We start from the raw sequence: 22,596 nt of genomic DNA on the forward strand, positions 1-22,596 counted from the left end.
GTAGAGCCGACTTCAGTCGGCTGGCTTCAGGCATTCGATCCGCTGGGCGGGGACGGTAGAGCCGACTTCAGTCGGCTGGCTTCAGGCATTCGATCCGCTGGGCGGGGACGGTAGAGCCGACTTCAGTCGGCTGGTTTCAGGTATTCGATCCGCTGGGTGCAGCCGACTGAAGTCGGCTCTACCGGTCGGCTGGTTTCAGGTATTCGATCCGCCGGACGCAGCCGACTGAAGTCGGCTCTACCGGTCGGCTCTACCGCGTGGCCGCCTTGGCGTACGCGGTCCACAGGTCCGGCAGGGTGTGGCCGGTGTGCGTCTGCCACAGGGCGGGGGTGTAGCGCCCGCTGCGCAGTGCGCCGTCCAAGGCCTTCACCAGTCCGGGGTGGGCGGCTTCGCTCCACTTCAGGAAGGCGCCCGTCACCCGGTAACCGGTCTCGGCGGTCTGTCCTTCCTTCACGGTCAGCGGTAGTGCCCATCCGGCGGCTGCGTTGTCGACCCCGTAGCGGTCACGCGCGTAGTCGGCGACGCCTTCCACCAGCCAGCCCGGGACGCGTGCGTTGGCATATTCCGGGTAGCCCTGCACGATGTGCATCGCTTCATGGGTCACCAGATCGGTGTCACCCGGATGCTTGGCCAGCCAGGCCGGGTTGATGGTGATTGTTGACGCCTTGGCCTTCTCACCGACGTAGGCGATGCCGTCGTAAGCCGGATCGATGACGATTGCCACCTCGGCGGCAGCGTGCGGATGGAAGTCCGTGCGCTGCGGCAGATACGCCTTGAAGAACGTATCGATGATCCGCGTGCGGACGCCCTCCGGAACAGCGTCGCTGGCGTCCTGATAGTGCAGGGTCACGTCGCCTTGGCGCTGGGTCGTTTCGAATGCGTACGCAGCCCCAGAGGCGAACAATGCCAACGTAGCCAGACTCAGCGGTAGGGCACCACGCGCGACGCGGATCACGGCGTGGCTCCCGGTGCCAGCAGCTCTACCTCGGCCAGTTGCAGGCGACCGGGTGCACTGATGCGCAACCGGTACTCGGCATACTGACCGGGCTTGGCGATGCGGAATGGCCGCGTCTGTCGAGCCCAGGCGAAATCTTCCGCCTTGCGCGCGTCCAGCGTGGTCCAGCGGCCGTTCGTGGTACGCGCTTCCAGTGTCCACTCACCACCGCGGATCGCGCCGTCACCGCTGGTCAGCGTATACATCGACGGCACACCCGCGGCCGCACCGGTGAAGACCACGGACGCCTTCGCACCCAGCGGAACCGCGGTGCCGGCATCATCATCCAGCAGGGCGTCCAGCACGCGTCCGTCTTCCAGCGCGGCCTTCGCACCACGTGCCAGCAGGTCGTGCAGCAGGGCAGGGCGGGCACCACGCGGGGTCAGCGAGGGCAGCGCATCGCCCGCGCCGGTTCCCCAGCGTGAGGGCTGCGGGCCCATCTGGAAGTCCAGCGTTGCGCCGGCAGCGATGACATCATGCGGCAGCCAGGTCTTCGTCCACGGTTTGCCGTTGACCTTCAGCGACTGCACGTACACGTTCTCCGGCGAGTTGTCGGCGGCATTCACCGTCAATACCGCGCCATCCTGCAGCGTCACCTTCGCATGGCGGAACAGCGGCGAGCCGATCGCATACTCCGGCGCGCCCATGCGCAGCGGATACAGGCCGAGCGAGGCGAACAGGTACCACGCGGAGGTTTCGCCGTTATCTTCATCGCCCGGATAGCCCTGGCCGATCTCGCTACCCACGTACAAGCGTGCAAGGATCTCGCGCACATGCTTCTGCGTCTTCCACGGCTGCCCGGTGTACAGGTACATCCAGGGGATATGGTGCGAAGGCTGGTTGCTGTGCGCGTACATGCCCATGCGTACATCGCGGGCCTCGGTCATCTCGTGGATGACGCCGCCGTACGAGCCGACCAGGGCCGGATCCGCAGTCTCCGGGGTAGCAAAGAATGCATCCAGCTTCGCTGCAAGGGCTTCGCGCCCACCGTACAACGCAGCCAGTCCTTCGCCATCGTGCGCGGCGGTGAACGCGAACGTCCAGCCGTTGGATTCGGTGTAATCGTGGCCCCAGACGCGGGCATCGTAGTCCTTCGATGGCACGCGCCAGCTGCCATCCTCACGGCGGCCCTGGAAGAAGCCTGCGGTGGCATCGAACATCGTCGCGTAGCCTGCCGCGCGGTGGCGGAAATAGTCCGCTTCGGTGGTGAGGCGTTCGCGCTGCGCTGGCGTGCTGGCAGACGTCGCCAGTGCGCTCGCCATGTTGGCGATGCCGAAATCGTTGAGCGCGCCTTCCATGGTCCATGACATGCCTTCGTGCACATCGCTGCTGGCAAAGCCGCGGAACGTGGAGCGGTCCATGCCCTTGCGTCCGACATGGCGATCCGGCGGAACGACGGTCGCGTTCTTCAGCGCCGCGCTATAGGCCTGATCGACGTCGAAACCGCGTACGCCCTTCAGCCAGGCGTCGGCGAAGGCGACGTCGGAACTGGTGCCGACCATCAGGTCGGCATAGCCCGGAGAAGACCAGCGGGCCACCCAGCCGCCAGCGGCATACTGTTCGAGGAACCCCTGCACCAGGTTGCCGGCGTCGTCGGCGCGGAACAGGGCGTAGGCCGGCCACGTGGTGCGGAAGGTATCCCAGAAGCCGTTGTTGACGTACACCCGGCCATCGCGGATGGGCGCGAAGCTGCGCACCGCGCTGCCATCGGTATTGTCTTCCGCAGCGCTGGCCTGGCTGGCGTAACGCCATTCCGGCGACTGCGCACTGCCTACGTTCTCGTGGCCCGAGTTCGGGTACAGGTACAGCCGGTAGAGGTTGGAGTACAGCGTGGTCTTCTGGTCCGCACTGGCATCGCCGATGTCGAAGGCGCCCAGCCGTGCATCCCACAGATCCTGCGCGCGTCCGGCCACGCGCTCGATGTCATCGTCACTGGCCAGTTCAAGGGCGAGGTTGTGCCGCGCCTGCTCCACCGAGATCAACGACGTGGCGATGCGCATGTGCACGCGCCGCTCGCTGCCCGGATCGAACTTGATGTAGCCGGTGGGACGTCCGGTTTCAATCGCCCCACTGCTGCGCCATGGCCGGTCGAAGCTGGCCACCACGTACATCCGCGTGGCGCCGTTGGACAGCCCGCTGCGCACGTCGGTGTAGCCGGTAAGCGTCTGCGTGGCGGCATCCAGCGTCAACCCGCCGCGCGCATCCACATTGTCGAACAGCAGATTGGCATCCCCCTCTGCAGGGAACTCGAAGCGGAACAGGGCCGCGTGGTCGGTCGGCGCGATGGACGCGCCGATGCCATTGTCGAAGCGCACGTCATAGCGATGCGGGCGCGCCGTTTCCTGGTCATGGCTGAAGGCCAGCGCGCGCTTGCGGCGGTCTGCCTCCGGCACACCGCGGCTGGCGGACGGCATCACCTGGAACGTCTGGCGGTCACCCATCCACGGGCTGGGCTGATGGCTCAGCGACAGGGCCTGCAGGCGGGGTCGGTTGTCGGTGTCGTTGTGCTCGTTCCAGCGGTACAGCCAGTTGATCACGCCGGCATCGGTGGCCGGCGTCCAGAAGTTGAAGCCGTGCGGTACCGCCGTCGCGGGAATGTTGTTGCCGCGCGAGAACCGGCCGTTCGATTGGGTGCCGCGCGTGGTCAGGACCCAGTCCGACGGGCGCTGCGGGGCCCGCATGGGCTGCGGCGCCAGCTGCACGTCGTCGATCCAGCCCGACACCGGCGCACCTGCGGCGCTGGCTACTTCCAGCTCCACGGCGACCACGCGGCGCCCCTGCAGGCCGGCCACATCGCCCAACCGCACCGCCTTGCGCGCCCACTGTTGCGGATACAACGTCCTGGAGTCGCCCTGTGCACGCGCGCCCAGCGCCACCCCATGCTGGTCACGCGCTGCGCTGGCCGATACACGCTGGCCATCGTCCAACAGCAGGTCCAGCGACGCGTAGGTGGAAGACACCGTATCGCCGTCGACGATCTCCGGCAGCACCAGCCAACTCAGCGTGGTGTCCGCCTCGATCACCTGGTCGGTCTGCAGCAGTACCTGCCGCGCCGCGCCGCCGGGGCTGGCGTAGTGCACTGCGTGCATCCCGGTGTAGCCCATTCCGGCCTTGGCCGCGTACGGATCGCGGGGGCCCGCGCCGACACGCAGTTGCAGCGGACCGGCTTGGCCGGACACCAGCGAGGGCTGGCCGGGCTCGAACGAGGTCAGCAACGGGGCAGCGTGAGCCACCGGAACCAGCACAAGGGCCAGTGCAACGAACAGGGGCGCACGGCGCGCACGGTGGGGCACAGACAGGGGCATTGCGTTCTCCTCCCAGAGCAACGCGGACCATCCTGCTACAGGCAAGTTGGCGCTGACAAGTGCATTTGGTTCGATCCAAATCGCTGCGTTGCTGTTTCAAGGCGATGCTGCGGCGCGCCATATGGATCGATCCATGTGTCGATTCGGAGTTGCGCACCGCATGGCAAGCGGGACGGCCTCGCGCCGACGCGGATGCTAGAATCATCGTCCTCGTACTTCCCTTCACGATGCCCGCCATGAGCCATACCGCCACTGCTCCCGCCAACGCTGAAAAGCGTTACACCGTGCACCGCGGCGACCTGCCGCTGAGCTGCCCGACCCCGGAGATGGCGCTGTGGAACTCACATCCGCGCGTCTACCTGCCGATCGAAGACGAACCCAACGGCGAGGCCAAGTGCGCTTACTGCGGCGCCGTCTTCGTGCTGGCCGACTGAGCGGAAGCGCGCACCGATGCGTCGATTGACCGTGGTGCAGTTGCTGCCGGCGCTGCACTCCGGCGGGGTAGAGCGTTCTACGTTGGAAATCGCCGCCGCGCTGGTCGCCGCCGGCCACCGCGCCGTGGTGGTGTCGGCGGGAGGACGCCTGGTGCAACCGCTGCTGGACAGCGGCGCCGAACATCTCACCCTGGATATCGGCCGTAAGTCGCTGTTGACGCTGCGGCACATGCCGACCCTGCGGCGGTTGTTCGCCGAAACAGGAGCGGACATCGTCCATGCGCGCTCCAGACTGCCGGCGTGGCTTGGGCTGCATGCGGTGCGCGGCCTGCCCGTGGACCGTCGCCCGCACTGGGTAACGACGGTGCATGGGCTCAACACGCCGGGTCGCTACAGCGCGGTGATGACCACCGGCGAGCGGGTGATCTGTGTATCGGACACCGTACGCCGCTTCGTCCAGCAGCATTACCCCGCGGTGCCGGCCGAACGCCTGCAGGTGATACCGCGCGGTGTGGATACCGCCCAGTTTCCGCGCGTGGCGCGCAACGACCTGCGGCCCCGCCAGGCGCTGGCGAAGGACGTCCCGTGGCTGCTTGAAGAACAGGGCCCCCTGCTGCTGCTGCCGGGACGGGGTACCCGCCTGAAGGGCCACATCCATGCACTGGCGTTGCTGGCGCGGATCCGCGCGGCCGGCGTGCCTGCACGGTTGTGGATGCTGGGGACCGATGAACCCGGGCGCGAATCGTATCTGAGCGAACTGCGTGCACAGGCCCAGCAGCTGGGCGTGGACGCCGCGCTGCACATCAGCCCGCCCACCTCGCGCATCGCCCAGGCCTACGCCGGCTGCGATCTGGTCCTGCAGCTGTCGGACAAGCCCGAAGCGTTCGGCCGCACCGTGGTGGAAGCCCTCTCAGTGGGCAGGCCAGTGCTGGGCTGGGATCACGGCGGGGTGGGCGAACTCCTGCGTCAGCTTCAGCCCTCGGGCGCGGTCGCGCTGGGTGATCAGCAGGCATTGGGTGAACGCGCGCTGGCGTTGCTTGCACAGCCCCCGTCGCTGCCGAGCCGCATCCCGTTTACGCTGCAGGCAATGCAACGCGACACGCTCCGACTCTATGCCGACCTCGCCGGTTGACTCCCGCTCTGCCCTGATCGACGACCGCGCCGGTCGCTGGGCCCCGTGGGTGGTGCTGGCGTTCGTGGCCCTGTGGCCGCTGCCCGGCATCGCCGAAGGCGTACTGGCGCTGGGGGCGATCTACGCCGCCACGCGGATGGTGATGCGACGCCTGCGCGGTCAACCGCACCTGCTCAGTACAGCGGCATGGGCCCTGACCAGCATCCTGTTCCTGGGGTACTGGCTGCCGCAGGCGATCTCCGCACCGGATGCCGTGGACCCCGCCGCGGCCTGGACCAAGGCGGCCGCCGGGCTGCGCTATCTCCCTTTCATGTGGCTGGTGGCGATTGCCGTGGCCAGTCCGCAACGACGCGCGCTGACCCTCGGTGGCCTCGCCGTGATCACGGCGGCGTGGACGCTGGATGCGTTGGTGCAGGCCGTGGCCGGTACCAGCCCGTGGTTCTGGTCGCTGGATCAGGTGAAGCAGCTGGTCAGCGGGCACGGCTTGTGCAGCCCGGCGGAAGCGGCCTTGGCCGACCGCCTCAGCGGTGCACTGGGTCCCTGCAACCTGAAGTTCGGCCAGGTGCTGGCCAGTCTCTCCGCCTTCCTGCTGCTGCCGGTCGCTGCGCGTTTCGGGCGTCCTGGCTGGTTGTTGGCTACAGGCGCGGTGGGCATCGTACTGCTGCTGGCCGGGTCGCGTGCGTCATGGATCACCTTCGGCCTGGTGGCTGTGTACAGCGGCTGGCGCGTGTTGGGCGGACGACAGCTGTTGTTGCTGGGTGCGCTGGGGGCGGTGTTTTCCGCAGGGCTGGCGTACAGCGTGCCGCAGCTGCGCGACCGCGTGGTGCGCACCGCGCAGGCCTGGGAAGGCAACGACGATGGCGTGGAGCAGGCGCTGTCCGGGCGCGGACGGATATGGTCCGCGGCGGGCTGCATGATCCGGGCACATCCGATCAACGGCGTCGGCGCACGGGGGTTCCGCGATGCCTATCCCGCCTGCGATCCGCAGGCCGGGACGCAGGGTGTCTGGGGTGAAGGTCCGGCCCTGCACGCCCATCAGATCGTCCTGGAAATCCTTGCCGAAACCGGTGTGATCGGCCTGCTGCTGTGGCTGGCCGCCTTCGCGCAGGCGTGGCGCGCGTGGCGATTCGCCCCACCGCAGGCGCGCGAACGGGCGCGTCCGGCCATGCTGGCCTTGGCGGTTACCGTGTTTCCCTTGAACACCCACCTGGCCTTCCACTCCACGTTCTGGGGCGGCCTGACGGTGCTGCTCGCGGCCCTGTATGCCGGCAGCCTGCTGGCACGGGACGAAGAGGCGCCAAGCGCAGGGTAGATGCGGCGGGCGGGCGGGGGTAGATCCGACTTCAGTCGGCTGCATTGGCGGAGACAGCCGACTGAAGTCGGCTCTACCAGAACAGAGGCAGCCGACTGAAGTCGGCTCTACCGGAGCAGGGGCAGCCGACTGAAGTCGGCTCTACCTATGAGCGGTAGTAATCGCTGCGGCCGCCCGGCTGGCGCTTGAAGCGCCGGTGGATCCACAGGTACTGGTCGGGTGCTTCGCGCACCATCTGTTCGATGGCCTGGTTGACCCGCGCGGTATCGGCCTCGACGTCCTGGGTCGGGAAATCTTCCAGCGGTGCGCCCACCTTCAGGTAGTAATCGCCGCCTTCGCGACGGTGGAAGTACGGCACCACGGCGCAGCCGGTCATCCGCGCCAACTGGTGCGTGGCCGTGATGGTGGAGGCGGTATGGCCGAAGAACGGCACGAATACGGTGTCCTTGCCCCGCATGTCCTGGTCCGGTGCGTACCAGAGGAAGCCACCCTTCTTCAGGTGGCGCACGCTCGCACGGATGTCTTCGTTGGCGAACATCGCGCTGGCGTAGCGCAGGCGGCCGAACTTCACCGCCCACTCGTACACCGGATTGCGGTGCTTGCGGTACATGCCGGCCAGCTCGACGTGGTCGCACAGCAGGCGCCCGCACATCTCCAGGGTCATGAAGTGTCCCGACACCAGCAGCACGCCGCGGCCTTCGGCCTTCAGCCGATGCAGGTGTTCAACCCCTTCCAGATGCACGCGCGGGCGGATCGCATCGATGCTGCCCCACCAGGCGCGGGCGAATTCAAAGATGCCCACGCCCAGCGCATCGAAGCTGTCGCGCAGCAGGCGCTGGCGCCACGCCGCATCTTTTTCGGGAAAGCACAGGGCGAGGTTCACTTCGGCCGCGCGCCGACGGCTGCCGGCCAGCCGCCAGGCCACCCAGCCGACGCCGCGGCCCAGCGCACGCTGCAGCAACCACGGCAGCCGCGCGATCGCGAAGGCACCGAACATGGCGGCGAACATGGGCCAGTTGCGCGGTTCGCGCAGCGACGGACGGGGGGCGGTGGTGGCATCAGACATGACCCGCATTCTAGCAAGGCGCTGCGGGCACGCTGCGTGTCTTTCCGGTAGGGCTCCCGTATCCTTTGGCGATGCGCAAAGACCCCGTCGAATGGATCCTGCGCGGCCTGTACTCGGCCGTGCTCTACCTGCTGCTGCCGATCACCGTGTACCACCTGGTTTGGCGCGGCTTCCGGGTCCGCGAGTACTTCCGGCGCTGGGACGAGCGGTATGCCTCCTATCCCCACTCCAGCTGCCAGCCCCGTGTGTGGCTGCACGCGGTGTCGGTCGGGGAAGTCAACGCGGCGGCGCCGCTGGTCAATGCGCTGCGGGCGCTGCGCCCGGACATCCGCTGGGTGATCACCACCATCACACCCACCGGGTCGGAGCGGGTGCGCTCGCTGTGGGGCGAGGCGGTGGACCACGTCTATCTGCCCTACGACGTGCCGGGCAGCGTGGGCCGCTTCCTCAATCATTTCCAGCCGAGCCTGGCGCTGATCCTGGAGACCGAGCTGTGGCCGAACATGTTGTTCGGCTGCCGCAGCCGCGACATTCCGGTCTACATCCTCAACGCCCGGCTGTCGGCGCGTTCGCTGCGCGGGTACCGGGTACTGGCGGCGTTGATCCGCCGCGCGCTGCGCACGGTCACCTGCGTTGCAGCCCAGTCCGATGACGATGCAGAGCGTTTCATCCAGCTGGGCGCGTCGCCGGCGCAGGTGCAGGCGCTGGGCAACCTGAAGTTCGATATCGCCACGCCCAACGTGCAGGCATTCGTCGAACGCTTCCAGCAGTCCGTTGCCGGTGATCGGCCGGTGTGGATCGCGGCAAGCACGCACGAGGGCGAAGAGCAGGCCGTGATCGAACTGCACAAGCAGTTGCGGCTGCAGCATCCCGGGCTGTTGCTGCTATGGGCCCCGCGCCATCCAGAGCGTTTCGCCCGGGTGGAGACGCTGGCCCGCGATCAGGGCTGGCAGGTGACCACCCGCCGCGTGCAGGAGTGGCCCGGCGGAGGCGACGACGTCTTCGTCATCGATACGCTCGGTGAACTGATGTCGTTCTATGCCTGCGCACAGGTGGCCTTCGTCGGCGGCAGCCTGCAGGCCATCGGCGGCCACAATCTGCTGGAGCCGGCCGCGATGGGCACAGCGGCGGTGACCGGGCCGCACCTGCACAATTTCGCCGAGATATCGCGCCGCATGCTTGAGGCGGGCGCGCTGCTTGTCGGCAATGACCCGCAGTCGGTGGGCGCTCACCTGCATCACCTGTTGGCTGACGCGGCCGCACGTGAGGACATGGCACAGGCCGGTTGTGCGCTGGTAAGCAATGGACGCGGTGCGTTGAAGCGGACGATCGCGTTGGTGGAACCCCACCTGCCGCCAGCACTTGAGTCGTAAGTGGCTCGATTACCGCGTTTTTAGGCTTTTTCCGATTCTCTGGTCCACGCGGCCTGCCTAGCTTCGGGAGAGCAGCCACTGGCTGCGTCTCCCGGAGAAGCCGATGTCCCTCTCACCCGTGTCGCACGTCCGTATCGGCGTGCTGTCTGCCCTGCTGCTGCCCGCCTCACTGCTGGCGCAGGGTCGCAGCGACGACGCACACCCCCGATTCCTCGGTCCCTTGGCCAGTGGAGGCCAGCCGGTGCCGAAAGGAATGGTCAACATCGAACCCTATCTGATCAACAGCACGTCGTCGTCCCGCTTCGATGCGGACGGTCATCGGCTCGACAGTGATGCGCCCGCGCAGTGGGATCTGGTCGTGCCGATGAACGTGGGCGTCACCGATCGACTGACCCTCGGCACCACCCTCGCTGGCCAGTACGATCAGGGCGCTGATGGACGGCGTGACCTGGTCATTGGCGATACGTCAGTGAAAGCGCAGTACGCGGTGTATGCCAGTACAGGAGGCCACCGCACCGCGTGGGCGGTCACCGCGCAGCGTGGCCTGCCCACCGGGCGCCATGATCGCCTGCAGTACACCGACCGCGCAGGCAGTGGCAGCGGTGCGCAGACCACGGCGCTTTCCGTGCAGGGCCAGGCTTACTTCCTGGACGGCATGCTGCGCGCACGCGCCGTGGCAGGCTGGCGCCTTCCGGGCAGCCGGGCCGGCATCCGCGGGCAGAGCGTCTACGGTACTGCCGCCGGATTCCGCGGTTCGGCGCGGCTGGGCAGCACCTTCAGCTCCAGCGTCGCAGCCGAATACAGCGTGCATCCGCACTGGACCCTGGTGGCCGAGGCTCTGTACGAGCAAGATCGTGGCGCGCATGTAAGCGGACGGATGGCCGAGGGTGAGGCGCTGGACAGGCGGGACCCCGCCTCGTGGCGGCTGTCTGTACTGCCTGCGGTGGAGTACCACTTCAGCGACCAGGTCGGCGTCATCGCGGGCGTCCAGTTGGGCGTTGCCGGGCGCAACGCCAGTGCTATCGTGGCGCCGCAGGTTGCGTTGAACGTCGCGTTCTGACTCCGGCCAGGCCGGCCGCGCCGCTGCCATGAAGGTAGCGGCGCGCCGCCCATCAGCCACTCGTGCTTGGACTCCAGAATGCCTGGCGCACGCCAGGCAGCGACTGCAACGCATGCACCATGCCGTCCATGGCATCGGCATCCACGGACGTTGCCGTGAGGACGGCTTCGATCTCCACGTCCTCTTCGCCGAACGCGGTCACCTGCAGATCGGTGACCGGATAGGCGTGCCGCTCAAGCGCGCTTTCCAGCGCCGCCATCAGTTCGCGCTGGCGGTGGCGTCCTACGATCACATGCACGATGTTGGTCACTTCCACCGTGTCCGAATCCAGTGGACGGCGGTTGATCGCGTTGACGATCGGCCGCAGCAGGGTGTTCGCGGCGAGCACGAATACCGTTCCCAGCACGGCCTCTGCCAGCATGCCGATGCCTGCGGCGACGCCGATCGCGGCCGACCCCCATAACGTGGCGGCGGTATTGATGCCGCGGATGTTGCCCTCTTCGCGCATGATCACGCCGGCCCCCAGGAAGCCCACGCCCGATACGACATAGGCCACCACCTGCAGCGGATTCGGCGTGCCACCGTAATGCGCGTGGAAACGCATCGCGATGTCGACGAACAGCGCCGCACCGACAGCAACCAGCACGTTGGTGCGCAGGCCGGCAGTCCGTTGCCGATACTGCCGCTCCAGTCCCACCAGGCCGCCCAGCAGGAAGGCCAGGGACAGGCTGGTGAGGGTATCCAGCGTGGCGGTGATGTCCAGGTGCTGCAACAGGCGCATCAGGCCGCCGCCCCGGTCAACTGGTCACCGAGGAACGCCCACGCAAAGCCGAAGTAGACGAACACGCCGATCAGGTCCATGACCGAGGTGATCAGCGGCGAGGAAAGCGTCGCCGGATCGGTGCCCAAGCGCCGCGCGAGGAACGGCAGCAGTGCCCCGATGACACCGCCGAGTGCGGTGCAGACCAGCATGCTCAGGCCCACCACCAGCAATACGTCCGTGCCCACGCCCTTGCTGAAGTACGCCAGCACGGCTTCCAGCAGGGCGATGGTGATGCCGAGCATGGCCGCCACCGGCAGTTCACGGCGGATCACGAACCCCACGTGGCGCCAGTTCAATCCCAGCTCACCCAGCGCCATGCCGCGGATCACCAGCGTGGCGGATTGGCTGCCGGTATTGCCGCCCATGTCGACAATGGGGGCGATGAAGGCGGCCAGCACGATGGCCTGGCTCAGCAGTTCCTCCTGGGCGGCGACGAAGGTGCTGGTGATGATGCCGAAGAAGGTCAGCACGGCCAGCCAGAACACGCGCACGCTGAACATCCTGCGCAGCGGGGTGGTCATCACATCCAGGTCGCCCCCCTTGCCGGTGGACGTGCCACCAAAGCGTGCGAGCTGATTGGCATCCTGTTGCTTGTCGATGTCCATCGCATCGTCCACGGTCACGATGCCGATCATGCGGTCCTTGTCATCCAGCACGGGTACCGCGAGCAGGTCATAACGGCGGATCAGGTCAGCGGCCTGCACGCGTGGCCACGCCGCACGCACGAAAACCGCATCCGGCCGCAGCAGTCCGGCCACGCGGGTGTCGGGCTTCGCCACCACCAGGTCGCGCAGGGACACCGTCCCCTGCAGGTGCCGCTGGGCATCGAGCACGTACAGCACATAGACCGTTTCGCTATCCGGCGCCGTTGCGCGGATATGGTCCAGTGCTGCGCTCACGGTCATGCTGCTGCCGATGGCCACGAAGTCCGATGTCGTCGCGGATCCGACTGCCGATTCCGGGTAGGCGGACAAGGCCAGGACGTCATCGCGCTCGATGTCATCCAGGCCGTCCAACAGACCGGATTTTCCCGGGGCATCCAGCCGGTTGAACAGGTCGGCGCGGTCGTCGGCTGGCATCTGCGCGAACAGCTCCGACAGCTCCTTGGCCGGCAGCACGGCAACCAGCGCATCCTGCCGTTCGGCGTCGAAGTGCGAGAACAGCATCGCGCGCTGTGGCGTCTCCAGAAGCTGCAGCAACGTCGAGGCAGGGCGGACGCCGATCGCCTGCAGGGCATCGGCGAGATCGGACGGGTGGCAGGTGCGGACCAACTCGGCGAAGGCCGCGCGATCGGGGGCGTGGGCGAAACGGCGGACGGCGAACATCATCTCTTCGCGGTTCATGGGAAGTCTCCTGGACAGGGTGCGATAGGCAGATAGCCGCGAACAGCGGCGTTGACGGGAAGGGGGTTATCGGGTCAGTGGCAGGTTCAGACCCACCGTGAGCCACGAATCAGAGGCCGCGCCGTGCTGGTAGCCGACGAGCAGATCCAGCGAGGCGTCGTTGCGTAGCAGGCGGCGCACGCCGAACTGGCTGCTGCGGTGGCGAGCGGCATCGCGGTGTTGCTCGGCCAGCACGGACCAGCGCGGTGCGATCCGGATTTCGGTGGCGGCGCCGAAGGTCAGCCCGCGTTCGGTGCGTGATCGCACCCAGCCCGTGTTGGCATGGATCAACACGTCGCCTTGCCGATCCACCGCGATACTCAACGGGACGTTGACGGCCCAGCCACGGGCCCCACCGTGGCGGAGGTCACCACCTGTCTGGAGGGCACCGGCCAACTGGATGCGGTCGGCGTGCCAACCGCGCAGCGTGCGCTTGGCACCAACCGCCCACGCGGTCTCACCGCTACCGTGCAGGTGGCTCAGTCCGAAGGACCACTCCGTGCCTGCCACGGTGCACGCCGGCACGGCGGTGCGTTCGCTATGGCCGGTGGTGTTGCGGATCCAGCTTTCCAACTGGCAGGTGGATTCGGGCGTGGTGCCGGCATCGTCCACCAGCAGGCTGGCCGCAGCGTGCGAGGGGCCGCTGACGGTGAGGGTCGCCCACAGCGGGGCAAGGCGTAGAGAGGTGAAGCGCATGGTCGTACTCCGGAAAAAAACGGATACGCCAGCGGCTCCCACTTGGGCCGAAGGTAAAGAATGCGATGTTCGAAGATCAGGCCGTCGGCAAGGGACGGCGTAGGGCCTCGTCCTGGCGGACGCGACCTGCCTGGCAGTGTCGGATCCGCTCAGTAAAAGCAGAATCTACTGTGACTGTCCAAGCAGGGGCCCCCGGGGCGATGAAGTGCGCGCATGGTGGTCAATTGGACAAGTGCAGGTCAAGCAGAATCCCGGCCACGCGCGCATATCCGTGCGCTGCGGTACGAATCTTCGTGTTTGCAGGTCAACGCCGGCTGCCATAGGGCGTCGATCACGACAGTGCAATGTGATGCCGCCTGCGCCGCGGCACACCACTTATAGCCGCAATATTCAGTAAAAAGAATTTCGATAGGTTTCGTATTTGCGATGTCCCAACTTTCCCCATGTCCGCTTGGCGGCTTGCGCCCTAGCGTCGTCAGCGCAGGCAAAAACGCCTGATTTGGAGAGAGGAACACCATGCACGAACGAACCACCCGGCAGCACGTGTCACGCGCCTGCCTGCTGCTGGGCAGCGTCATGACAACGCCTGCCGCTTTCGCCGAATCGTCGCCACGTTTCGCCGGTCCTCTGCTGAGTCCTGCGCCCCCGCTGCCGGTGGGCATGCTCAACATCGAGCCGTACCTGATCAACAGCCAGTTGCGCGGTGTGTATGACGGGCAAGGTGATCGACACGATGCGAGTGGCCCGAACGGGTGGTACCTGGCCGTGCCGGTGCAGTACGGCCTGCACGAGCGGGTCACCGTCGCAGCGAGTTTCAACGCGTCGTACAACCGCGATGGCGATCAGACGCGTGCGTTCGACATCGGCGATACGACCTTGTCGGCGTTGATCGGGCTGTACAAGGGCGACGGCCCGAACCGCCCGACGTTGACCCTCGCGGTGCGCCAGAGCATCGCCACCGGCCATCACGACCGCCTGGAAGAGCGCCCCATTTCGGTGGCCAGCGGTACCGGCGTGGGTGCCACCAGTTTCGGTCTGCACGGCCAGGCGTATTTCGTCGATGGCCATCTGCGCCTGCGCGCCAGCACGTTGTGGCGCACGCCAGGTGCCAACGCCGGTGTGCGAGGGAAGAGCGCCTTCGGTACCCCGAGCGGTTTCGATGGGCGGGTGCGGATGGGTGCGGCGATGACCAGCCTGCTGGCCGCCGAGTACAGCCTGTCGCGCACCTGGGTGCTGGCGGGCGAACTGCTGCACGAGCGTGAGAGTGAGAGCAGTCTGCATGGCACGCAGCCGGCAGCGGCCGGACGCGACGAATTCCATCGGCGTGACCCGTCGAGCTGGCGCTTCTCGGTCGTGCCGGCGGTGCAGTACCACTGGAACGACAATGTCGCCCTGGTGGCCGGCGCGCAGGTGTCGCTTGCCGGCCGCAACAGCAGTGCGGTGTTCGTGCCGCAGGTCGCGGTGAACATGGTGTGGTGATGGGCTGACGGCCCGCGGCCGTCATGACGAAAAAAGCCACCCGCATGCGGGTGGCTTTCCTGTGTTCACACCGCAGCGGTGATCAGTTGCCGACGGTGGTGCTCGGGTTGCCGGCATCGACGGTCAGCAGGCGATTGATCTCCTGCAGTTCGGCGATGTCCAGGCCACCCACAGCCTGGCTCAACAGCAGGCGGTTCTGCAGGAACGTGTAACGTGCGTTCGCGTAGTCCAGCTGCGCGGAGAACAGGATGCGCTGGTTCTGGATGACGTCCAGCACGGTGCGCGTACCCACTTCCAGGCCGACCTGCGAGGCGTCGTACGCGCTCTGCGCGGACACCACGGCAAGACGCCGCGCTTCGACTTCGCTGATGCCGGCCACCAGGGTCTGGTAGGCATTGCGCGTGTTGCGGTCCAGCGCGCGCTTCTGCTGCTCGTAGCCGTCCTGGGCGATGTCACGCTGGGCCAGCGCCTGGCGCACCGCGGACTGCGTGGCGCCGCCGGAGAAGATCGGTACGTTCAAGGTCAGGCCGACACTGTTGGTGCGCGTGTCCGGGCTCAGGCCACCCGAGCCGACGCTGTCACCCCACGTTGCGCCCTGGCCCACGCTGGCGCCCAGCGCGAGCGTCGGCAGGTGGCCGGCACGTGCGGACTGCACGCTGGCTTCGGAGGCGCTGACCTGCAGTTCCTGCGCCTTCAGCGCCGGATTCTGCGCGACGGCGCTCTGTACCAGCTGGTCGACGTTGCCGCGGTTGGCCGGCACTTCCGGACGGAAGTCTTCCGGCAAGCCGCGCAGGTTGGTCACCGGCTGGCCGGTCAGTTCGGTCAACGCCTGGTAGGCATCGGCCAGGGTGTTCTGCGAGACGATGGTGTTGGCACGTGCCTGGTCGTACTGGGCGCGCGCTTCATGCACGTCGGTGATCGGCGCCAGGCCGACTTCCAGACGCTTGTCGGCGAAGTCGAACTGCTTTTTGGCCGCTTCTTCGTTGGTCTTGGCCGCGTTCAGCGATTCGATCGCCACCAGCACGTTGAAGTAGGCGGCCGAGGTGCGGACGATCAGGTTGTCGTTGGCCGAATCCAGGGTGAAATCAGCCGCCTTGCTCAGCTCGCGCTGCGCACGCAGCGTGCTGAACTGGCTCCAGTTGAACAGGGTCTGGCTGCCATCGATGGTGTAGGTGCGGCGACGGCTTTCGAAGGTGCCGGTGTTGTTGCCCCGGTCTTCGGTACGCGAGCGGTTCAACGAGGCGACGCCGTTGATCTGCGGCAGCAGGGCGGCGCGTGCCTGCACGGCGCCTTCCTTGTCGAACAACCGGGTGGACTCGGCAGCCGAGAGCTGCGGATCGCCATTGCGGGCCATTTCGTAGACCTGCAGCAGGTCGGCGGCATGGGCGGACAACGGCAGCAGGACGGTGGCCAGCGCAATAGCGAGGGTTCGGCGGATCATTGCGGCTTCCTTGGACTCAGAGGTGGAACTGGGGGGCCGGCGCGGCACCGCGCAGGTAATCGATATCGGTTTCGTACAGCGATTCGGTGCTGCCATCGGCGTTGACCAGGATCGCTTCCATCACCGGCGAACGGCCGTGGATGATGTACAGGCGACCACCGGGACGCAGCCACGAGGCGAACTGTGACGGCACCTTGTCCACTGCGCCAGTGACACAGATCACATCGAAGCGGCGCTCGGTCTGCCACGCCAGGGCGTCGGCCACTTCCACGCGCACATTGGTGCCCAGCCCGGTGCTGTCCAGTCGCGCACGCGCGGTGGCGGCCAGCTCCGGGTCGATCTCCAGGCTCAGTACGTCGCGCGCGAGCGCGCCGAGGCAGGCCGAGAGGTAGCCGCTGCCGGTGCCGATTTCCAGCACTTCGTCGCCCGGCTGCAGATCCAGTGCCTGCAGCGTGCGGCCTTCCACCACCGGCTTCATCATCTTCTGCCCGCCGTCGAGCGGCAGCTCGATGTCCGCATAAGCCAGCGCGCGGTGCGCTTCAGCCACGAAGGCTTCGCGCGGCAGGCGGGCCAGGACGTCGAGCACCTTGATGTCCAGCACGTCCCAGGGACGGATCTGCTGTTCCACCATCAGTTCACGGGCGTGTGCGTAGTCAATCGTCATGAGGTTCCAATCCAGCGCAGTGGGCCGGCCATTTTACCGGTGCCGGAGGCCGTCGGCGCGCCCAGAGCATGTATTCAGGGCGGCCGGGGACGCAGTGCCGGAAGTCATCGCGACCTCCGGCTTGTTCAGGTTGTACGGATCAGCCACCGCCGGGTGCCGCGGCCACGGGGCGCGGCGCGTAGGCACGCAGGAAGAAGTCGACGCTGGCCGCGACATGGGTGCGGGCATCGCAGGCCGCCAGCGCCGGCATCAGGCCGCACATCAGGTGCGTATGCAGCTCACCTTTTACCAGCGTCATCAACTGCAGCGCGGCCGTGGGGAAGTCGTCGATCTCCAGCTCACCGCCCGTCGCGCGGGCACGCAGGAACTCGGCCAGCGCATCAGTAGTGCGCTTCGGGCCCGCCTGCCAGAACATTTCGCGCAGCCGGTCGTCGGTCTCCGGCGCCATCATCACCCGTTGCACGGACACCGCCGCATCGGAGGTGACCATGTCGAAGAAGGCGTGGGCGATCCCCAGCAACTGGTCGCGCAGGGGGCCTTCGGCCTCTGCCACGAACAGGGTATCGGGCAACATCTCGATGCACTTGGACTTCACCGCTTCGGTGAAAAGGGCTTCTTTGTCGCCGAAATGGCTGTAGACGGTGAGCTTGGAGACACCGGCCTGGGCCGCGATCGTATCCATGCTGACACCGGTGTAGCCCTGCTCGACGAACAGCGCCTTGGCGGCATCAAGGATCGCGGCGCGCTTGCCCAGGTCCTTGGGACGACCGGGACCGGCCGTCTTGCCAGCAGGTTTCGCGGCACGCTTGGGGGAGAAGGGACACATCATCACGCTAATACTAGACCAATCGGTTCGATATTTATACTATACCGCCGGGTTTACTAATCGCCCGGCGCCCCGCACCGCGTGGCCGCCACCACTTTGAACGCGTTATCAGGACGACTATCGATGAAGATCGTGCGCTGGATGGGACTTGCCTTGGGTGTGGCTGTGCTCGCTGCCTGCTCGGGCAACAAGGAGGAGGCGGTGGCTGCCGTCCCGGTGCTCGTCGTGCATCCTGGCGTGGTGACCGGTCAGGGCGGCACCGTGTTCCCCGGTGAAGTCCGCGCGCGGCAGGAAAGCGCGCTGTCCTTCCGGGTGGGCGGCAACCTGGTCAAACGCGACGTCGATGCCGGCCAACGCGTCCGCAAAGGCCAGGTCCTGGCCGAGCTCGATGTGGCCGACTTCGCCCTGCAGGCGCGTGCGTCGCAGGCCCAGCTGGCCGCCGCCCAGGCCGACCTGGTGCGCGCACGCGACGACCACCGGCGCTATGAGGCACTGGCCGCGCAGCAGCTGGTCAGCCGCTCCGAACTGGACCAGCAGTCCGCGGCGTTGAAAGCGGCGCAGGGTCAGGCGGATGCGGCGCGGGCCAACCTGGATGTGCTGCGCAACCAGGCGGGCTATGCGCAGTTGCGCGCGCCGACGGACGGGGTGATTGCCAGCCGCGAGGCCGAAGCCGGGCAGGTCGTGACGGCCGGGCAGACCATCTTCAACCTGGCCGCCGATGGTGGGCGCGAGGTATTGATCGATCTGCCGGAAGCCACGCTGCGCGACTTTGCCGTGGGCCAGGCCGTGCAGGTGGACCTGTGGAACCGTGCCGGGGCGATGTTGCCGGGCACCATCCGTGAGATCGCCGCCGCCGCTGATCCGCAGTCGCGCACCTATGCCACGCGCGTCAGCCTGGCGGCGGATGCGCTGGCCGACGTGAGCCTGGGGCAGAGCGCGCGCGTGCATGTGGCGCCTTCGGGCTCCGGTGCCGGCGCCCTGCAGCTGCCGTTGGCCGCGCTGCAGCGCGGTGCCGACGGCCGTGCCAGCGTGTGGGTCGTGGATCCCGACACCGCCACCTTGAAGGCGGTGAGCGTGACCACCGGTGCCTACGGCAGCGACAGCGTGCCGGTGTCGAGCGGTATCACCGCACAGGACTGGGTGGTTGCCGCCGGTGGCCATCTGCTGCGCGCCGGACAACCGGTGGTGGCTGTGGACCGTCAGAACCAGCCGGTCCTGAAGCCGGCCGTCCGCGGTCCTGCCCCTGCGCCGAAGGGCAAGGAGTAAGCCCGTGCGCCGTTTCAATCTTTCCGAGTGGGCCTTGGCCAACCGCCCGCTCGTGCTGTTCGCCATGCTGGCCTTCGCCCTGATCGGGGTGTGGTCCTACAAGCATCTGGGTCAGTCCGAAGATCCGCCCTTCACCTTCAAGGCGATGGTGGTGCGCACGCTGTGGCCCGGTGCCACGGCCGAGCAGGTGTCGCGGCAGGTGACCGAGCCGATCGAAAAAGCGCTGATGAACACCGGCGAGTTCGAGTTCATCCGCTCCTATTCGCGCCCCGGCGAATCGCAGGTGATCTTCATGGCCCGCGACGACCTGCGCTCCAAGCAGATTCCAGACCTGTGGTACCAGGTACGCAAGCGCGTGGGCGACATCCAGGCCACGCTGCCACGGGAGATCGTCGGTCCGTTCTTCAATGATGAGTTCGGCGATACCTTCGGCAACATCTACGCACTGACGGGGCAAGGCTTCGATTACGCGGTGATGCGCGACTACGCCGACCGCATCCAGCTGGAGCTGCAGCGCGTGCCCGACGTGGGCAAGGTCGACCTGGTCGGGCTGCAGGATGAAAAGGTCTGGATCGAGCTGTCCAATGCCAAGCTGGCCACGCTGGGTGTGTCGATGCAGCAGGTGCAGCAGGCGCTGGCCGACCAGAACGCGATCACCGGCACCAGCTTCTTCGAAACCGCCACCGACCGCGTGCAGCTGCGGGTGAGCGGGCAGTTCGACAGCATCGAGGCGATACGCGCGTTTCCGATCCGTGCCGGTGAACGTACCGTGCGCCTGGGCGACCTCGCCGAGGTGAAGCGGGGCTTCGCCGATCCGGCATCGCCGAAGATGCGCTTCATGGGTGCCGATGCGATCGGTCTGGCGGTGGCGATGAAGGACGGCGGTGACATCCTCGCCCTCGGTGCGCATCTGGATGCGGAGTTCGAACGACTGCAGAAGACCCTGCCGGCGGGCATGCAGCTGCGCAAGGTGTCCGACCAGCCCAAGGCAGTGGAAGAGTCGGTGGGTGAGTTCGTGCAGGTGCTGACCGAAGCAGTGGTGATCGTGCTGCTGGTCAGTTTCTTCTCGCTGGGCCTGCGCACCGGGCTGGTGGTAGGCGTGACCATTCCACTGGTGCTGGCGATGACCTTTTTCGTCATGCATTACTTCGGCATCGGCCTGCACAAGATTTCGCTGGGTGCGCTGGTGCTGGCGCTCGGCCTGCTGGTGGACGATGCGATCATCGCGGTGGAGATGATGGCCACCAAGATGGAGCAGGGCTACGATCGCCTGCGTGCGGCCAGCTTTGCGTGGGAGTCCACCGCCTTCCCGATGCTGACCGGGACGCTGATTACCGCGGCCGGCTTCCTGCCGATCGCGACGGCGGCCTCCAGCACCGGCGAGTACACCCGTTCGCTGTTCCAGGTGGTGACCATCGCGCTGGTGGTGTCGTGGATCGCAGCGGTGCTGTTCATTCCCTACCTCGGCGACAAGATGCTGCCGGACCTGTTCAACCGCCAGCCGCCGAAACCGGGCAGTTTCACCGCGCGCTGGCATGCACGCCGGCAGGCGTGGGCGGACCGCTGGCCGGCCGTGTCGAACCTGGTCGCGCCGCCGCAGCACGGCCACGACCACGATCCCTACCAGCGGCCGTTCTATGTGCGCTTCCGCCGCTTCCTCGACGCTTGCCTGCGCCACCGCTGGTGGGTCATCGCCGCCACCGCGCTGCTGTTCGTCGGCTCGCTGGTGCTGTTCCGCTTCGTGCCGCAACAGTTCTTCCCGGATTCCACCCGGCCGGAGCTGATGGTGGACATCGAGCTGGCCGAAGGCGCGTCGTTGAACGCTACCCGCGACCAGGCCATCAAGCTGGAGAAACTGCTGGCGGGTCGCGAGGGCGTCCGCAACTACGTGGCGTATGTCGGCACCGGTTCACCGCGCTTCTATCTGCCGCTGGACCAGCAACTACCGGCCACCAACTTCGCCCAGTTCGTCGTGCTGGCCAACGACACCAACGCGCGCGAAAGCACCCGGGACTGGTTGATGGACGAGGTGATCCCGCAGTTCCCGGACGTGCAGATGCGGGTGACGCGGCTGGAGAACGGTCCGCCGGTCGGGTACCCGGTGCAGTTCCGTGTGTCGGGCGAACATGTGGCCCAGGTACAAGCGCTGGCCCGTCAGGTTGAGGCAAAGGTGCGCGCCAATCCGCATACGATCAACGTCAACCTGGACTGGAGCGAGCCGAGCAAGGTGGTGCGGCTGGTGATCGATCAGGACCGCGCCCGCGCGTTGGGGGTGAACAGTGCGCAGGTCAGCCAGTTCCTGGCCAGTTCACTGGCCGGGCAGAGCGTGAGCGTGTACCGCGAGGGCAACCGGCAGATCGAAATGCTGGTACGCGGCCCGGCCGACGAGCGTGCCCATCTGGCGCTGCTGGCCAGCCTGTCGATGCCGACCGCCAGTGGTGGCAGCATCAGCCTGTCGCAGGTGGCCACGCTGGAGCAGGGTTTTGAGGACGGCATCATCTGGCACCGCGATCGCCTGCCGACCGTGACGGTGCGCGCCGACATCGGCGATGGCATGCAACCGCTTGACGTGGTGCAACAGATCCTGCCGACCCTGGATGACGTGCGCAGCGAGCTGCCCAGTGGGTATCTGCTGGAAACCGGCGGTACGGTGGAAGATTCGGCACGCGGCCAGGACTCGATCAAGGCCGGCATGCCGCTGTTCCTGGTGGTGGTGGCGACGTTGCTGATGCTGCAGTTGCGGAGCTTTTCCCGCGCGGCGATGGTGCTGGTCACCGCACCGCTGGGCATCATCGGCGCGACGTTGTTCCTGCTGATCTTCCGGGTGCCGTTCGGGTTCGTCGCGCTGCTCGGTACGATCGCGCTGGCGGGCATGATCATGCGCAACTCGGTGATCCTGATCGACCAGATCCAGCAGGACATCGACGCTGGGCATGACCGCTGGGATGCGATCCTGGATGCGACGGTACGCCGTTTCCGGCCGATCGTATTGACCGCGCTGGCGGCGGTGCTGGCGATGATTCCGCTGTCACGCAGCGCGTTCTACGGATCGATGGCGATTTCGATCATGGGCGGGTTGATCGTCGGCACGGTGCTGACGCTGGTGTTCCTGCCGGCGTTGTACGCGGCGTGGTTCCGGGTGCGGAAGGAAGACGGTCGAACGGGCTGAGCCCCCTCGCGGCCGGCTGTTTCAAGGCTACTGCGGGAGGGTCGGGCGGTGGGGCTGGTCGGGGGACGGCAACAACCGCATCCATGCGGGCCTCGTTTCGTGCCATCCATGGCACTCAACGCCCCCGCCCAGCCCCACCGCCCGACCCCTGACAGGTTCCGTGGCCGCCCGCCG

18 protein-coding genes are annotated in these 22,596 nt (G+C 67.0%); 8 read left to right on the forward strand and 10 right to left on the reverse strand.

Going from position 1 to position 22,596, the window contains the following annotated elements:
• Positions 1-250: 250 nt before the first annotated feature.
• Together ABRP17_RS12220 and ABRP17_RS12225 are read right to left on the reverse strand one after the other, a co-directional pair.
• Positions 251-955 (reverse strand): basic secretory protein-like protein, encoded by a 705-nt coding sequence (locus tag ABRP17_RS12220; protein WP_372486764.1) that lies wholly within the window; start codon positions 953-955, stop codon positions 251-253.
• The gene (locus tag ABRP17_RS12225; RefSeq protein WP_349986368.1) at positions 952-4,299 is read right to left on the reverse strand and encodes a GH92 family glycosyl hydrolase; all 3,348 of its coding nucleotides are present in this window, start codon (positions 4,297-4,299) and stop codon (positions 952-954) included. Before ABRP17_RS12225 ends, ABRP17_RS12220 begins: the two co-directional genes overlap by 4 nt.
• A 236-nt stretch (positions 4,300-4,535) precedes the next feature.
• Here ABRP17_RS12225 and ABRP17_RS12230 point away from each other — a divergent pair, with 236 nt between their 5' ends.
• The 3 genes from ABRP17_RS12230 to ABRP17_RS12240 are packed head-to-tail and all read left to right on the forward strand — an operon-like array spanning position 4,536 to position 7,177.
• Positions 4,536-4,733 (forward strand): zinc-finger domain-containing protein, encoded by a 198-nt coding sequence (locus tag ABRP17_RS12230; protein WP_042614687.1) that lies wholly within the window; start codon positions 4,536-4,538, stop codon positions 4,731-4,733.
• Positions 4,734-4,749: 16 nt separating this feature from the next.
• Entirely contained in the window at positions 4,750-5,865 is a 1,116-nt protein-coding gene (locus tag ABRP17_RS12235) for a glycosyltransferase (RefSeq protein WP_349986370.1), read from the forward strand.
• Entirely contained in the window at positions 5,846-7,177 is a 1,332-nt protein-coding gene (locus tag ABRP17_RS12240) for an O-antigen ligase family protein (RefSeq protein ID WP_349986371.1), read from the forward strand. Before ABRP17_RS12235 ends, ABRP17_RS12240 begins: the two co-directional genes overlap by 20 nt.
• Positions 7,178-7,322: 145 nt before the next feature.
• Here ABRP17_RS12240 and ABRP17_RS12245 read toward each other — a convergent pair whose 3' ends face one another.
• Positions 7,323-8,243, reverse strand: coding sequence for an LpxL/LpxP family Kdo(2)-lipid IV(A) lauroyl/palmitoleoyl acyltransferase (locus tag ABRP17_RS12245; protein WP_349986373.1), 921 nt, complete (start codon positions 8,241-8,243; stop codon positions 7,323-7,325).
• A 71-nt stretch (positions 8,244-8,314) separates the two neighbouring features.
• Here ABRP17_RS12245 and waaA point away from each other — a divergent pair, with 71 nt between their 5' ends.
• Positions 8,315-9,616, forward strand: a complete 1,302-nt coding sequence (waaA, locus tag ABRP17_RS12250) for a lipid IV(A) 3-deoxy-D-manno-octulosonic acid transferase (protein WP_349986374.1) — start codon at positions 8,315-8,317, stop codon at positions 9,614-9,616.
• 103 nt (positions 9,617-9,719) lie between these two features.
• Positions 9,720-10,676 carry a hypothetical protein gene (locus ABRP17_RS12255; RefSeq protein WP_349986376.1) on the forward strand — a complete coding sequence of 319 codons (957 nt, stop codon included), beginning with the start codon at positions 9,720-9,722 and terminating at the stop codon, positions 10,674-10,676.
• Positions 10,677-10,728: 52 nt separating this feature from the next.
• Here ABRP17_RS12255 and ABRP17_RS12260 read toward each other — a convergent pair whose 3' ends face one another.
• The 4 genes from ABRP17_RS12260 to ABRP17_RS12275 all read right to left on the reverse strand — a co-directional run bounded on the left by ABRP17_RS12260 (position 10,729) and on the right by ABRP17_RS12275 (position 14,095).
• Positions 10,729-11,457 (reverse strand): MgtC/SapB family protein, encoded by a 729-nt coding sequence (locus ABRP17_RS12260; RefSeq protein ID WP_349986378.1) that lies wholly within the window; start codon positions 11,455-11,457, stop codon positions 10,729-10,731.
• The gene (gene mgtE / locus ABRP17_RS12265; RefSeq protein ID WP_349986380.1) at positions 11,457-12,842 is read right to left on the reverse strand and encodes a magnesium transporter; all 1,386 of its coding nucleotides are present in this window, start codon (positions 12,840-12,842) and stop codon (positions 11,457-11,459) included. Before mgtE ends, ABRP17_RS12260 begins: the two co-directional genes overlap by 1 nt.
• Positions 12,843-12,908: 66 nt before the next feature.
• On the reverse strand, positions 12,909-13,577 hold the full coding sequence (locus ABRP17_RS12270; protein ID WP_349986381.1) for a hypothetical protein: 669 nt from the start codon (positions 13,575-13,577) through the stop codon (positions 12,909-12,911).
• Positions 13,578-13,816: 239 nt separating this feature from the next.
• Positions 13,817-14,095, reverse strand: coding sequence for a hypothetical protein (locus ABRP17_RS12275; protein WP_349986382.1), 279 nt, complete (start codon positions 14,093-14,095; stop codon positions 13,817-13,819).
• On the opposite strand from ABRP17_RS12275, the gene ABRP17_RS12280 reads away from it, so the two are divergent.
• The gene (locus ABRP17_RS12280; RefSeq protein ID WP_349986384.1) at positions 14,094-15,056 is read left to right on the forward strand and encodes a hypothetical protein; all 963 of its coding nucleotides are present in this window, start codon (positions 14,094-14,096) and stop codon (positions 15,054-15,056) included. The two genes, ABRP17_RS12275 and ABRP17_RS12280, sit on opposite strands and share 2 nt — an antisense overlap.
• An 82-nt stretch (positions 15,057-15,138) precedes the next feature.
• Here the strand turns inward: ABRP17_RS12280 and ABRP17_RS12285 are convergent, their stop codons facing one another.
• The 3 genes from ABRP17_RS12285 to ABRP17_RS12295 all read right to left on the reverse strand — a co-directional run bounded on the left by ABRP17_RS12285 (position 15,139) and on the right by ABRP17_RS12295 (position 17,990).
• Positions 15,139-16,497, reverse strand: coding sequence for a TolC family outer membrane protein (locus ABRP17_RS12285; RefSeq protein ID WP_192081306.1), 1,359 nt, complete (start codon positions 16,495-16,497; stop codon positions 15,139-15,141).
• A 16-nt stretch (positions 16,498-16,513) separates the two neighbouring features.
• The gene (locus ABRP17_RS12290) at positions 16,514-17,161 is read right to left on the reverse strand and encodes a protein-L-isoaspartate O-methyltransferase (RefSeq protein ID WP_188326235.1); all 648 of its coding nucleotides are present in this window, start codon (positions 17,159-17,161) and stop codon (positions 16,514-16,516) included.
• A gap of 139 nt (positions 17,162-17,300) precedes the next feature.
• Positions 17,301-17,990, reverse strand: a complete 690-nt coding sequence (locus ABRP17_RS12295; protein WP_349986386.1) for a TetR/AcrR family transcriptional regulator — start codon at positions 17,988-17,990, stop codon at positions 17,301-17,303.
• Between the two features lie 120 nt (positions 17,991-18,110).
• Between ABRP17_RS12295 and ABRP17_RS12300 the strand changes: the two genes are divergently transcribed.
• Both ABRP17_RS12300 and ABRP17_RS12305 read left to right on the forward strand, forming a co-directional pair.
• Positions 18,111-19,253 (forward strand): efflux RND transporter periplasmic adaptor subunit, encoded by a 1,143-nt coding sequence (locus ABRP17_RS12300; RefSeq protein ID WP_349986387.1) that lies wholly within the window; start codon positions 18,111-18,113, stop codon positions 19,251-19,253.
• Positions 19,254-19,257: 4 nt separating this feature from the next.
• Positions 19,258-22,422, forward strand: a complete 3,165-nt coding sequence (locus ABRP17_RS12305) for an efflux RND transporter permease subunit (RefSeq protein WP_349986389.1) — start codon at positions 19,258-19,260, stop codon at positions 22,420-22,422.
• The last annotated feature ends 174 nt before the right edge of the window (positions 22,423-22,596 follow it).

The organism is Stenotrophomonas sp. WHRI 8082, from assembly GCF_040223995.2.
GTDB lineage: Bacteria > Pseudomonadota > Gammaproteobacteria > Xanthomonadales > Xanthomonadaceae > Stenotrophomonas.